The organism is Brevundimonas sp. R86498 (assembly GCF_044598075.1).
Taxonomy (GTDB): domain Bacteria; phylum Pseudomonadota; class Alphaproteobacteria; order Caulobacterales; family Caulobacteraceae; genus Brevundimonas.
Window position 1 is genome coordinate 1,439,929 of record NZ_CP139004.1, and the last position, 13,941, is coordinate 1,453,869.

10 protein-coding genes are annotated in these 13,941 nt (G+C 67.5%); 1 reads left to right on the forward strand and 9 read right to left on the reverse strand.

The window, feature by feature from the left end; all coding sequences use genetic code 11:
- Window positions 1-57: 57 nt before the first annotated feature.
- The gene (locus tag SJY26_RS07155) at window positions 58-3,015 is read right to left on the reverse strand and encodes a TonB-dependent receptor plug domain-containing protein (RefSeq protein WP_396595441.1); all 2,958 of its coding nucleotides are present in this window, start codon (window positions 3,013-3,015) and stop codon (window positions 58-60) included.
- Window positions 3,016-3,169: 154 nt separating this feature from the next.
- Between SJY26_RS07155 and SJY26_RS07160 the strand changes: the two genes are divergently transcribed.
- A complete protein-coding gene (locus SJY26_RS07160) occupies window positions 3,170-3,697 on the forward strand; it encodes a hypothetical protein (protein WP_396595442.1) in 528 nt (175 codons plus the stop codon).
- A 17-nt stretch (window positions 3,698-3,714) separates the two neighbouring features.
- Here the strand turns inward: SJY26_RS07160 and SJY26_RS07165 are convergent, their stop codons facing one another.
- Genes SJY26_RS07165 through SJY26_RS07200 form a run of 8 tightly spaced genes read right to left on the reverse strand, consistent with a single transcriptional unit; the run spans window position 3,715 to window position 13,894 of the window.
- The gene (locus SJY26_RS07165; protein WP_396595443.1) at window positions 3,715-4,179 is read right to left on the reverse strand and encodes a PaaI family thioesterase; all 465 of its coding nucleotides are present in this window, start codon (window positions 4,177-4,179) and stop codon (window positions 3,715-3,717) included.
- On the reverse strand, window positions 4,176-5,120 hold the full coding sequence (locus SJY26_RS07170; protein ID WP_396595444.1) for an NAD(P)H-dependent flavin oxidoreductase: 945 nt from the start codon (window positions 5,118-5,120) through the stop codon (window positions 4,176-4,178). Before SJY26_RS07170 ends, SJY26_RS07165 begins: the two co-directional genes overlap by 4 nt.
- Window positions 5,117-6,832 (reverse strand): class I adenylate-forming enzyme family protein, encoded by a 1,716-nt coding sequence (locus SJY26_RS07175; RefSeq protein WP_396595445.1) that lies wholly within the window; start codon window positions 6,830-6,832, stop codon window positions 5,117-5,119. The genes SJY26_RS07170 and SJY26_RS07175 overlap by 4 nt, the downstream gene beginning before the upstream one ends.
- Entirely contained in the window at window positions 6,829-8,328 is a 1,500-nt protein-coding gene (locus SJY26_RS07180) for a class I adenylate-forming enzyme family protein (protein ID WP_396595446.1), read from the reverse strand. Before SJY26_RS07180 ends, SJY26_RS07175 begins: the two co-directional genes overlap by 4 nt.
- Complete coding sequence (locus tag SJY26_RS07185) at window positions 8,325-9,551, reverse strand: thiolase family protein (RefSeq protein WP_396595447.1); 1,227 nt, start codon at window positions 9,549-9,551, stop codon at window positions 8,325-8,327. Before SJY26_RS07185 ends, SJY26_RS07180 begins: the two co-directional genes overlap by 4 nt.
- Window positions 9,548-11,239: an aldehyde dehydrogenase family protein gene (locus tag SJY26_RS07190; protein WP_396595448.1), complete on the reverse strand. Its 1,692-nt coding sequence runs from the start codon at window positions 11,237-11,239 to the stop codon at window positions 9,548-9,550. The genes SJY26_RS07185 and SJY26_RS07190 overlap by 4 nt, the downstream gene beginning before the upstream one ends.
- Before the next feature lies 1 nt (window position 11,240).
- Window positions 11,241-12,389 (reverse strand): acetyl-CoA C-acyltransferase, encoded by a 1,149-nt coding sequence (locus SJY26_RS07195; RefSeq protein ID WP_396595449.1) that lies wholly within the window; start codon window positions 12,387-12,389, stop codon window positions 11,241-11,243.
- 38 nt (window positions 12,390-12,427) lie between these two features.
- Window positions 12,428-13,894 (reverse strand): carotenoid oxygenase family protein, encoded by a 1,467-nt coding sequence (locus SJY26_RS07200; protein WP_396595450.1) that lies wholly within the window; start codon window positions 13,892-13,894, stop codon window positions 12,428-12,430.
- Window positions 13,895-13,941 lie beyond the last annotated feature (47 nt).

Sequence of the window (13,941 nt, forward strand, 5' to 3'; positions counted from 1 at the left end):
GAAAAAGGGGGCGGGCTCGAAAGCCCACCCCCCAAGGTATCTGCCTTGCGCTCCGATCTAGAAGCGCAGGGTGATGCCGCCGGTGTAGTAGCGACCGAGGGTGTCGTAAGTCTGTGGGAAGGTGTTCCCGTTGTTGAACGCCGTCGTACCGACGCCGCTGCCCAGAATGGGGGGTTGTTCGTCCGTCAGGTTGGACACTGTCACCGTCAGGCGAACCGCGTCGTTCAGATCCCACCGACCGGTCAGGTCGAAGTAGTTGTAAGCGTCGATCGAGGCGGCAGCCTCGGGGAAGACGGTACCGCCCGGCTCTTCGATGACTTCATCCTGATGACGCCATTGCACCGAGAAACCGAAGTCGCCCAGGTTCCACGTCGCGCGCGATGATGTCTTCAGCTCGAAATTCGGCTGAACACAGGCCACCGAGTAGAAGCCGATACAGTCGCGGTTGATCGAGGTCGGTGTCGCCTGGAATTCGTTCGCCGTGACATAGTTGGCGCTGAACGACAGGTTGAGGGTGCCCCAGCGGTCGCTGAGACCGAAGTCTACCAGATCCATCAGATAGGCTGCGGTGAAATCGTAGCCGCTGGCCCGCTCCTTGCCGAGGTTCGACGACACCAGGGCGATGCCGGGTGACTCGACGCCGTTCAGGGTGCCGTTGTTCGGGTTCCGTCCGATCAGGGCACACTGGGCGTTGAACTCGAAGTTCGGGTTGAACGCTGTAGTGTAGCAGCCGTTCAGGACGTCTGTGGAGCTCTGGCTGGACACTGCCCCGTCGATCTGGATGTCATAATAGTCCAGCGTCAGCGTCAGATTGTTGATGAAGGACGGCTGCCAGACGGCACCGACGGTGAAGGTGTCGGCTTCTTCCGGTTGCAGGTCCGGATTGCCGCCCGTCAGGATGTTGATCTGACCGGCGCTGGGAACGGGGACGGTCCCGACGTTTCCGGTCGGCACACCCGTCAGGACGCAAAGGTTGGACAGGGTTCCTGGCGTATTGGCTTGGGCCGAGTTGATCAGGGCACCCTGGCAGGGGTCCGCAGCCAGATTGCCCAGTCCGGTCACCTGGGGCGCGAACAGTTCGCCAATGTTGGGAGCCCGGACAGCGCGCTGGAACATGGTGCGGAAGCGGAGACCATCGAAGGGAACCCAGTCGCCGCCGATCTTGTAGCTTCCGTAGTCGGTCACCTTCCCTGCGGTCTCGAATTCAGAGTAGCGATAGCCGGCCTCCAGGTTCAGGCTCTGGATGAAAGGCAGGTCGCTGAGCAGCGGAATGAGGGCCTCGACATAGCCTTCAGTCAGCTCGAACCGGCCTTGACGATCCGGGAAGGGCGCGCCGGTGCCGAGAACCTCCCCCTGGATCTGGGAGGGGCCGTCCGAGCGTGTCTGTGCGCGGCTGGCGCGATATTCCAGACCGAAGGCCAGCGAGATCGGATCGGCAGCGAACGGGCTGTTGAACTGCTCGGGTAGGGAGCCGGAGACCGAACCCGAATACACTTCCTGATCGACGGAAGTCAGGTTGATCGAGTCCAGGTTGATGTAGTCGGCCATCGCCTGGGTGATGGAGCCCTCGGCACCGAAAACATTCAGCGGCACGCAGCCGGCGATCGCGGTCGTCGACCCGGGTGCGAGGCAGGACGTCGCCGAAACGGTGTTCAGCGCGTTGCGCACCTTGGAGAGCGAGCCCCAGTTGTCGCGGATGGTGACCTGATCAGTCTCGCCGCGCGACATATAGACGTCGTAGTTCCAGGTCTCGCTCAGATCACCGCGGAAGCCGGCGGTGAACTGGAAGGTCTTGTTCTCGTTGACCGTGAAACGCGGTCCCAGTTCGGTGATGCGGCGGTTGACGAGCAGCGGCACCATGGTGGTTCCGGCTGCGCCGGAAACGCAGTCAGCGGCTGCGATCGCCCGGGCGGCGCACAGCTGCTGGCGCATCGGTTCCGGGATCAGCGGATTCCCGATGGGCACCTGGAAGGTGTTGCCGAAAGTACCGGTCGAGGCCGCGTCGGTTGCGACATCACTCCGGACATACATCAGATCCAGATAGGCCTCGAACATCGGGTTGACCTCATAGGTCGCGCCCGCGTTCAGCTGGTAACGGTCCAGCGGCGTCTGGTACAGGTTGTCCGGGTTGAAGTTGAAGCCCCCGGCGTTGGCAGGCACCAAGGCACCGGTCGCAGGATTGATCTCGGCCGAGCCTTGACCGACGCCCGTGCCGCTCGGAAGCGGCGTGCCGCCGGAAACGGTGGTGGTCCGAAAGAAGGCCGGAACAGTCGTACCGGAACCCTGTGGCAGCCCATTGATGGCCCCGATGGCCACGCCGCCATACGGGCGCTGATCCTGGTTCAGCCGGCCGTTCTCGGTCCAGCCGATGCTGCCGAAGGCGTTGCCGCGACCGTCGGCGAAATTTCCGCCCACGGTCAGGTCGTTGCGGCGGCGTTCGGCGTCGCCGAACTCCGAAATGCCCCAGCTGCTCTGGAATTCGACGCCTTCGAAATCGTCCTTCAGGATGAAGTTGACCACGCCCGCGACCGCGTCGGCACCGTAAACGGCCGAGGCGCCGCCGGTGACCAGGTCAACCCGCTCGATCAGGGCGACAGGGATGGAGTTGGTGTCGACCACGCCGGCCAGGTTGAAGGGCACGACGCGGCGTCCGTTCACCAGCACCAGGGTGCGATTGGTGCCGAGACCCCGCAGGTTGATCGTGGCACCGCCGCCCGAGCCATTGTTGACGCCGGGCCCAATGGCTGGAATGGCGACCGGCAGGTCCTTGATCAGCTCTTCCACGGAGAACGGCTGGTCGAGGGCGATCTCCTCGGCACCGACCGATGTGACCGGGCTGGAGGCCTCGAAGCCCGGCTGACGGATGCGCGAACCGGTGACGACGATGTCATCGACGGCGGCGGCTTCCCGGTCTGAGTCCTGGGCGAAGGCCGGGAAGGCCCCGAGTGTCATCAGCGACGCGCCGATGAGAATGGTCGAGGCTCTGAGTCGCTGCTTGGTTTGGCGGGATGTCATGAGGTGCTCCATCGTGGATTCTGGCCCTCTGCGCGCGGGCCTGTTGAGCCTGACCATATCCACGGCCCCACGGGTGTCGATGTTCAAACACAATAGCGTCGTTATAATGTTTGGTTATTGTCGCCTTGTCGCCACACTTGGGATTGGCCCTTTCATGTTCTTGCGTCCAAATGTCGCTGCACTGGCGGCAGGTGCCTGCGTTTTTGCGCTTGCCGCCCACGCCCAGACCGTCGTTCCCGGGACTCGGGCACTGAGCGACCTCGTCGCCTGCCGCACGGTCGTCGCCGACGCGGACCGGTTGCGCTGTTATGACAGGCTCGTCGCGGCCCTCGACCAGGCCGAGACCGCGGGGGAGGTCGTGATCGTGGAGCGCGGCCAGATCACCGAGGCCCGGCGAGCCCTGTTTGGTTTCTCGGTGAACCCCCTTCCGTTGTTCGCGAGGCGGGGCGGGGACGAACCCCTTGAGGCGATACAAACCTCGTTGCAGCGCGCCAGCCAGGGGGCCTCCGGCAAGTGGTTGTTCGTGCTGGAGGACGGGTCTGTCTGGCTGCAGACCGACAGCAACGCGCCGGGCCGGACGCCCCGTCCGGGGGCGGACATAACTGTTCGCCAAGGCGCGGTGGGCAGCTATCTCCTGAGTGTCAACGGCACCCGGTCTGTGCGGGTCCGGCGCCAGGAGTAGTTCCGGGAAAGCTCCGGCTAAGGCCGCTTTTCGCGGATCGCCACACCCACGGTGCCCTGGGCCACGACGAGCCCGGCGTCCGTGCGGACCTCGGCCGAGACCACGGCCTTGCGCGCATCATGCCAGGTCACGGTCCCGGTCGCCTCCAGACGGGCCGTGTTGCCGGGGGCCGCGTTCAGAAACCGGAGCGTCAGGTCGGTGGTGACGAGAGTCTGACCCGGTGTCAGCATCGACATGACCGCGCCCCCGCCGGCCATGTCGATCAGGGCCGCCATGACCCCGCCGTGGACGAGACCTGCGAGGTTGGCGTGGCCGGGATCGATCTCGCAGACCATCCGCACGAATCCCTCGCGGGCCTCGACCGGATATGCGCCCAGACGATCCGGGAATCCTCCGACCTCGGCACCCGGCACCATCCAGCGCCGCAACAGTTCGAGGCCGTCCCCATCGGGGTCGAGGTGGAACCGGACGGGGGCGCTCATGCTGTCCCCGCGCGCCGGCCGGTTCGGGCGGCAAACCGGTCCAGGGCGGCGAGATACTCCCTCTGCAGCTGATCCACGACGTCACCGACCGGCTCGATCGCCCGGACCGAATCGATCCCCTGACCTGCGGCCCAGATGTCGCGCCAGCGCTTGTTGTCCCCGCCGGCGACATAGCTGCGCCCGGTGGGCTCGCCCAGATTGTCGGGATCCTGACCGGCAGCGCGCAGGGACGGCTTCAACCATGATGCGGGCGTGCCGGTGACCGCCGCCGACACGACCAGATCGTCGGGTCCGGACTCGACCGCCATCTGTTTGTAGGCGGGCTGCGCCATGCTTTCGGTCGTCGCCAGAAAGCGGGTGCCCATGTAGACGAAGTCCGCCCCGGCCGCGATCGCCCCGGCGATCCCGGCTCCATCTCCGACCCCGCCGCCGACCGCGATATAGCCGTCGAAGAAGTCCCGGACCGCGGAGATGAAGGCGAAGGGCGACAGATGGCCCGTGTGCCCGCCTGCCCCCGCGCTGACGCAGGCGAGGCCATCGACGCCGGCCTCGGCCGCCTTGCGCGCCAGCTTCATCGAGATGACGTCGGCGAACACCAGGCCCCCATAGGCCTTGACCGTCTCCATCACAGGGCGCGGCGATCCGAGGGCGGTGATCACCACGGGCGGTCGATACTCCGCGACCAGCCGCAGGTCCTCGGCCAGCCGGGTATTGGTGGAATGGGTGATCATATTGGCGATCCAGGGCCCGTCGCCCGGGCGCAGCGCGCCGGTGATCTGGTCCATCCAGCGGTCGAGATCCTCGACCGTTCGACAGTTCGGGGTCGGGAAGGCCCCGCCGATCCCGGACCTGCACGCGGCGATGACCATCTCGGGCCCGGACACCAGAAACATCGGCGCGGCAAAGACGGGCAGGCGCAGGGTCTCGAAGGGCGAAGTCATACGGGCTCGTTGGGGTTGAGGAGGGCGCGGAGGTCGCGTTTCAGCACCTTGCCCACCGGATTGCGGGGCAGGGCATCGAGGGTCTCAAGCCGTTCGATCTGCTTGTAGACCGCGACCTGTCGCTCCGTGGTGAGGAAGCGATTGATCTCTTCCAGGGACGCGTTCTGACCGGGCCGAAAAACCAGGAAGGCCGCCAGCCGTTCCCCGAGGTTCGGATCAGACGCCCCGACCACGGCGGCCTCGGCCACCGCCGGATGGGCGACCAGATGGCCCTCGATTTCTTCCGAGGAGATGTTCATCCCCCCCCGGATGACGATGTCCTTCAGCCGTCCGACGAACTTCAGATACTGGAGACGGTCGCCGGCCAGTTCGAACAGGTCGCCGGTCCGGAACCAGCCGTCCGCGTCAAAGGCGCGGGCATTCATTTCGGGCGCGCGCCAGTAGCCGGAAAAGACGGTCGCGCCCTTGATCCGGATTTCGCCGGGTCGGCCACCTTCAGCGATCTCTTCCTCCGTCTCCGGATCGACCAGTCGGGTCTGGATCCGATCGTGCAGCAGGCTGTTCCAGCGGAAGCCCTCGCCGAGGCGTGGGAACAGCGTCGCCCTTTCGGCCGGATCCGGAATGTCCCTCAGGCTGGACGGGAAGGACGTCCCCTCGTTGGAACCGAAATAGTTGACGATCTGGACGCCGTGCTTCTCGTGGAAGGTGCGCACCATCCATTCGGACAGTGGGGCCGAACCGGATCCGATGGCCTTCAGCCGGTTGAAGTCGATCCCCTCCAGCAGGGCCTCGTTCTGCAGCAGCAGGTTCAGGATCGCCGGAGGAGCCACGGTGTAGTCGATCCGCTCTTCGCGGATCTGGCGCAGCAGGACCTGCAGGTCGAACGGCTGATGCTGGATCAGCACCCCGCCCAGCAGCAGCCAGCCCACGAAGGCCGTCGAGATGCCCGCCATATTGACCATCGGAAAGGGGTTCAGCAGCCGTGCACCCGGCGGAAGGTCGGCCGCGTCCACGACCCCGGCCCCCATGATGATCCATTCATTGTGGCTGCGAGGCACGCCCTTGGGCTGGGACTCCGTGCCCGAGGTCCAGCACACGGTGACGACGTCGTCTGCGGTCACCTGCGCGGCCTTCGCCGCCTTCTGCGCGGCCTTGTGGGCTTTCGCCGTCACCCGATCCATCAGGGGCTCGAGATCAAAGGCCCCGGCCGGGCTGGTTTCGCCCAGCACGAACACGGACTTCAGCGTCGGGCAGCGCGCTTTCAGCGCCACGATCATCTCGCCATGGGAATGTTTGCCGATCCGGTCGGCCGTGATCGCCGCGACGGCGTCGGTCTTTTCGATGATGTAGGCCAGTTCGCTCTCGCGATACTGGACCGGGGCCGGGCTGGCGATGACGCCCAGCCGCATACAGGCCAGATAGGCGATGCTGAGCTCGGCGATATTGGGCAGCTGGATCACCACGACCTGGTCCTTGCGGATCCCGTGATCGACCAGCACAGCCACAAGCCGGTCGACCGCATGGGCGGTCTGGCGCCAGGTCAGGCGGTCAGGCTGGCCGCCGACCACATCGGCCGCATTGACCGGATCGATCAGGGCCTCGGCATCGGGCATGGCGGCGACGTGTTTCAGGAACAGATCGTCCAGGGTCTGGTCGCCCCACCAGCCCTTCGATTTCATCTCTCGAATGCGGTCCTTGGGGATCACGATCATGGGGCGGTCTCCAGTGGTCGGGACGGAGGGGGCGGGAACAGGGTGCGGCACAGGGCGCGGACGTCGTCGCGCACGACCTTGCCGACAGGATTACGGGGCAGGGCGTCCAGCAGATGCAGCCGCTTGGGCGTGCGGACAGGACCGATCTCGTCACGGACGAAGGCGATAATGGCGTCCGCGTCGGCGTCCGGCCCGACTGCGACCGCGGCCTCCAGTCGTTCACCCCAGACGTCGTCCGGCTCCGAAAAGGCACAGGCGTCGCGGACCAACGGGTGACGGTTGAGAGCCGCCTCTACTTCACCGGGATAGACGTTGTAGCCGCCGGTGATGATCAGATCGCGGGACCGGCCGATCAGGACCAGACGGCCGTCGTCGCCGATGCGGCCGATGTCGCCGGTCTTCAGCCAGCCGTCGTGCCGGGCGGCGGCCGTCAGATCCGGAGCATCGAGATAGTGCGTCCGGGCCAGGTCGCCCCCGACCAGAACCTCGCCCTCGCCGCGCGTGATCACTTCGTCGGCCGCCGTCAGCAGGCGGACGGGGGTTTCGGCAAAGGGTGATCCGACCGATGCGGCCAGTTTTGGGTCGGCCATCTCTGCGGGCGACAGGCCGGCGATGGTCATGGGGGCCTCGGTCTGGCCGTAGAGAGTCGACAGGACCGGACCGAAGCGGGCGATGGCCGCCGCGATCCGGTCGGCTGACATGGGCGCGGCGGAATAGGTCAGATGCCGCAGACGCGGGAAGTCGCCGGGCCCGAAGGTGGCCTCGTTCATCAGCAGGGTGATCAGGGTCGGGGGCATGAAGGCCACGCTGACCCGTGACATCAGTTCGGTCAGAATGGCGGCCCGGTCGGGTTCGGCCAGAAGCACATGGGCCCCGCCAGCGGCCAGCACCGGCAGGATGTAGTGGGAGGACCCGTGCGTCAGGGGCGCGACGGCCAGGTTCACATCCTCCGCCGTAAAGCCGTAGAAGGCCGACAGCGACCGCAGGGCCGCAGCGGCGCTGGACTGGCTCTGCACCACGCCCTTGGGCACACCGGTCGAACCCCCGGTGAACTTCAGCGCGACCGGCGCGTCGGGATCGTCAGAAACCGGAGGCAGGGGGGCGGGCCGAAGCGTCGCCAGCCAGTCCTCGAGCGGCAGGGGGCGGGTCGACTGTCCGGCGGCATTTTTCGAGGAGGCGTCCACCAGGGTCAGGGCCAGTCCGGCACGGGCTTGGAAGTCGCCGTTCAGCCGGGCCCCGTTGCGGGGATTCAGCGGGGTCCAGACGGCACCCGCGCGCAGGATGGCGAGGTAGCCGACCACATGGCTCCAGCTGTTGCGCGCGCACAGGCCGATCCGGTCCCCGGGCCCGAGGCCGCGCCGTGTGAGGTCGCCCGCCGCGGCCTCGACGGCGGTGATCAGGGCCTCGTGCGTCAGGCTGACGGCCCCGTCGATCAGGGCGGTCCGTCCGGCCTTGATCTCGCGGTTGGCGTAGAGGGCGTGGATCGGATGGCTCATGCCGCCCGCTCCAGTATGGTCACCACCGTGGCCGCCTCCTCGACACCCAGGAAGCCGCCGCCGTTCTCGGCCACGGCGATCCGGGCCCCCTCGACCTGACGCGGGCCGGCCTCGCCGCGCAGCTGGAGCGACAGCTCATGGATCTGGGCCAGACCGGTCGCCCCCACCGGATGCCCCTTGGCTACCAATCCGCCCGAGGCATTGACGGGGGTCCGGCCGCCAAGGGCAAAATCCCCTTGGCGCAGACGCGCGCCGACCGAGCCCGGCTCGGCCAGGCCCAGATTTTCGATCTGCTGCAGCTCGGCATAGCTGGTGGCGTCATGGACCTCGACCACATCCACGTCGTCCGGGCCCAGCCCGGCCTGGTCGTATGCGCGGTTCGCGGCGCGGCGGCCGATGTGGTTCTCGAGATCGTCCGGCGAGCGTCGGCTGGCGCTCAGCAAGGCGCAGCCTCGCACCCGGACCGCGCGGGTCTGCGCAGACAGGCGCGCCAGCCCGGCCGCTGAACAGACGACTGCGGCGGCCGCCCCGTCGCTGACCGGGGCGCACATCGCCCGTGTGAAAGGGAAGACGACCGTCTTGTCGGCGAGGACCTGATCGACGGTCATCGGCGTCCGGTACTGGGCATCGGGATTGTGGGCCGCCGCCGTGTGGTTCTTGGACGCGATCCAGGCGAAGTCCGCCTGCGTGGTGCCGTGACGCGCCATGTGGGCGCGCGCCTGGGCGGCATACAGGTCCATGAACAGGCTGCGATCCGGCCCGGGATCCTCGCCGCCCATGGCGCGGATGTAGCCGACCACACCGGCCCGGTCGTGGATGTCGGTCCCGCCGGCGAAGGCGGCCGCGACGCGTTCGGGCCGGTCGGGGAAGACCATCTTCTCGACCCCGACCACCAGGGCGATGTCGCCGGCCCCCGCCCGGATCCAGTGAAGGGCGGAGAGGAGAGCCGTCGAGCCCGAGGCGCAGGCGTTCTCGACATTGGTCACGGGAATGCCGGTCAGGCCGAGGGGCCGCAGGGCGATCTGGCCGCGCACCGTGTTCTGGCCCTCCAGCATGGGCTGGCGGGTGTTGGAGAACCACACCGCCTCGATGTCGGCCACGGCCGCCCCGGCATCGGTCAGCGCCGCCATGACGGCCTCGGCGCACAGGGTCTTGACGCTGGCGTCCGGCCGCTTGCCGAACCGGGTCATGGAGGTGCCCGCGATGAAGGCGGCGTCCGTCACGGCGCGGCCGGTCGTCGCCGTTGGACGATCCGGAAACGCGAGGCGACGAAGGCCAGGTCCGCGAGGCAGGCGTTGCCCGCCGGGTTGAGGCCGGTCACATGGTAGTCGCTGTAGGCGGCGGCGAAATTGATCCACATCGCGCCGGTCAGATTGATCGACAGATTGGCCCCGGCCGCCTCATAGGCGGGCGTCGCGCGGTCGATGAAGGCCTCGTCCGTCGAGTAGAGGTAGGACGAGATCGAGCCCCGGGTGCGGGCCAGCCAGGTCGCCTCCATCACCGCCTCGCCGGCGTCCTTGCGGACGAGGAACAGGACCGGGCCGAACCGTTCCTCGGCATAGAGGTCGAGGTGCTGACCCTCGTCCACGGCGATCACCAGTGGCGTCAGGGTGCGGGCGTCCGGGAACTGGGGGTGGGGATAGGGGGCGGGCTCCCGCAGGGTGCGGACTCCGGCCAGGCCGGCGATGGCGGACTGCGCCTCGGCCACGACCTTCAGCGACACCTCGCCCTGGATCGCGCCCATGATGCCCGCCGCCAGGGTCGGGTCGGCGGCGATGGCGTCGATCTGGTCGACGATGGCCGTCGACACGGTCTCGAACAGGTGCGGGGCGATATAGACGACCTGCGGGCTGGTGCACATCTGGGCCGAGAACAGGCTGGATGCCCGGGCCACGGCGCGGGCGACGGCGTCGACATCGGCCACGCTCTCGATCACCACCGTATTGACCCCGGCCGTCTCGGTGAACAGCAGCTTGCCGGTGACGGTGCGCTCCAGATGTCCGCCATAGCGCGGGCTGCCGGTGAAATCGATGATCTGGACTTGTGGGTGGTCGACCAAGGACTGGGCGACCGGTTCGGCCAGGGTGTCGACGGCGAGGGTGACCACATTGGGATCGAAACCGAAATCGGCCAGCACGGCGCGGCAGGTCTCGGCCACGATCGCCATGGGCAGGATGGCCACGGGATGGGGTTTCAGGATCACCGGATTGCCGGTCGCGAGACTGGCGAACATCGACGGATAAGCGTTCCACGTCGGGAAGGAGGCGCAGCAGATCACCAGCCCGACGCCGCGCGGGACCAGCACATAGGTCTTCTCCAGCGCCACGGCCTCGCCGGCGAACTGGCGATGGTAGGTGGCGTGCGGAGCCACGTCGCGCATGGCCTTGGCGGCATAGGCCAGGGCCTCGACGCCCCGGTCCAGCGCATTGGGCCCCGAGCCGCTGAAGGCCTGGGTGTAGCTCTGGCCGGCGACATGCATGACCGAATGGGCCATCTCGAAATTGCGGTCGTACAGCCGCGCCGCCATTTCGAGGCACAGGGCCAGGCGCAGCTCGAAATCCGCCTCGCGCCAATCATCCATGGCGAGGGCGGCGGCCGCCAACAGGGCCTCTGGATCGCTTTGCAGATAGCGGATGCCCAGGGGCTTCTGCGTGAAGGGGGAGACCTCGTCCCCCACTGTGCCGGTGACGCCGGGCTGGCCGAGGTCGAAGGTCGTGCCCAGGCGCGCCTCGAAGGCGGCCTTTCCCGCGCCCGGCTTGTCGGGACCGTGGATCTTCGTGGAGGGACTGTCGCTGTAGGGGCTCCAGCTCTTGCGGGTCTGCACCGCGTCGATGGCCCTCTCAAGGGTCGCGGCATGGCGCGCGATCAGGGCGCGGCAACGGTCCCCGGTCGTGGTGGCCGAGCCGTCCATCTCAGGCCATCCGCTCGACGATCATGGCCGAGCCGACCCCCTGGGCCCCGTGGGCCACGACGAGGCCGTAGCGCCCTTCGCAGGCGTCGAGGGCGTCGAGCAGTGAGGACAGAAGGATGGCCCCCGTCGCGCCCATCGGATGGCCCTTGGCCATATGCCCACCCCCGACATTGACCTTGTCGGGATCGACGTTCCGTTCGCGCATGAACTTCACGATGGTGACGGCGAAGGCCTCCATGAACTCGATCCGGTCCATGTCCGCCAGCGTCAGCCCCGCCTTCGCCAGCGCCTGGTCCATCGCCGTGAACCCCGCGGTCAGGGAGGCGGCCGGGTCGCCCCCCGCCTCGGCCCAGGCGACGATCCGCGCACGCGCGCCGGAGGCCTCGCCGGTGACGATGGCCAGGGCTGCGCCATCGCACATGGGCGGGGCGTGGGCGACGGTGTGGCGATGGTCGATCACCCGGCCATCCAGCGCCTCGGCATACTGTTTGCCAAGGACTCCAAAGGCGGCAGGCATGGCGGCCAGGCTCTCGGCCGTGGTCGAGGCGCGCGCCGGTTCCTCGGTGTCGAGGCCGTTCAGCGGGATGCGCGACCTGACCAGCGGTGTGCCCTCGGCGGCGGCTGTCCTCTGCTGCGAGATCAGGGCTGCCGCGTCCATCTCGGCGCGCGTGACGTCGAGATCTTCCGCCAGCCGGTCCGCCGCCACCACCACCGGGATGTAGCGGGTGCGGGACGGGAAACTGGCGTCCTCATAGTAGTCCGCCTTGTCGCCCATGAAGGGGACGCGCGACATCATCTCGACGCCGCCCGCGAGCGCCGTCCTGGCCCCGCCGGTCTCGACCAGCTGTGCCGCCTGTCCGATCGCGGTCAGACCCGAGACGCAGTAGTTGTTCAGGCTGTAGGCGAAGGCGTCGTCCGAAAGACCGGCGTACAGCTTCGACACCAGGGCGACATTGGCACCCTGGGCCCCGACCTGGCCCACGGCCCCCAGGATCAGGGCGTCGACCCTGCGGGCGGCCCCGTTATTGCGGGCATCGAGGGCGTCGATCAGCCCGCCCACCAGCTCATGCGGTTTCAGCGACGCCAGACCCCCATCGGGGCGGGCCTTGCCGCGCGGCGAGCGCACGGCGTCCAGAAGATAGGCAGTCATGGTCGTCTCCCCGTTTCAGCCGGCGGTCTTTGCGCCGGTCAGGCCGCGATCTGGTCGCCCGGTGCCCAGGTCCCGTGAAATCCGGCCGGCACGCGGACCGGCAGGGGAACGCGTGCGATCGGCCCCTTGTCGAAGGCTTTGGCATCCAGAATCTGGACTTCCGAGGTGCCGTCCGGGGCCGTGGCGAACACCACGACATACCCATCGTCCTCGTCCGTCCCGCCGATGCGCGGAGCGAAGGCCGGCTCCGATCCCCCGACGCCGTCGGCGAACCGATGCGCCTCGGCCCGGCCGGTGGTGAGGTCGTACTTCAGCAGGCCGTTGAACCGTTGCAGTTCCTCGGGGGCCATCGACACGTGGTAGGACCAGTTGGACTTCCGCCCCGTGTAGTCGAGGTTGATGACCGGGAACTCGCCGATCCGGTCGTCGAGCTGGCGCTTCTTCACCTCGCCGGTGACCATGTTCATACGCCACTCGACGGGCACGGCGTTCAGCGCCAGTACGTTCACCATCGAGGCATAGGGGCCATAGGCCGGGTTTGGTGGAAAGCCGTTCGGCTGCATCATGCAGGCGGTCATGACGACCTCGTCGCCGTCCTCCCAGGCATTGGCGACGTGATAGATGTAGCAGGTCTCGGTCTCGAACCATTTGATCTGGTCGCCCCGGCCATTGCGCGGCGCGACGCCGAACCGCGCCGGCTGGTCGGCGACCTTGATCTGCCACATGTGGTTGCGCAGTCCGCCCTCGGTGAAGACCACCGGCAGATCGTGAAGGATGACGTAGTTTTCCGTCAGCCCCATGTCGTGCGGCAGGCGCGGGCCCGGCAGCTCGACCCGCTGAAAGTTGGTCAGGACATTGTCCCGGGACACGACGCCGTAGGTCATCCACGGCTCGGTGAGGGAATAGTCGAAGAAGCAGAACTCGCCGGTCCGGGGATCGACCTTGCCGTGGGCCGAGACGTGGCGGGGCAGGGCTCCGCCGAAATCCTCATTGCCGATTGTTTCCAGCGTCCTCGCATCGACCCGGACCGGCTTGCCCGCGATGTACCAGAGCGCCATCAGGGAGCCGTTGTGGAACACCAGGTCGGTGTTGGCCGTGTCCTTGTAGACGAGGTCGCCCCGCGTCGAATCCGGGCGCGCCGCCGCGGACGGCATCAGCACGCCCCCGGCCCCGATCGCCTTGCCAGCCCGTTCGGCCCGGTAATCGTCGGTGGCGACGTAGCGGTTGCGGTACTCGGCCCGACCGTTCTCGAAATAGACCGCGTGGATCATGCCGTCGCCGTCGAACCAGTGATGCATGCCCTCCGGCGCGTGCTGCGGGTTTGGCCCATTGCGGACAAAGGCCCCATGCAGGTCCTTCGGGATCTCGCCGATCACCGGCAGGTCGAGCGCCGTGGTTTCGACAGCCACCGGCTTATAGAGGCCCTGAAGATAGGGATTCAGGGTGTTCAGCCCGGTCAGGGGGCCGGTCGAGATCCGGCGAGCGATAGCAGCGTCATCGGCCATGGGGCGGTCTCCTCGATCAGTGTGGCGAGCCTAGGCGGCAAGGTATC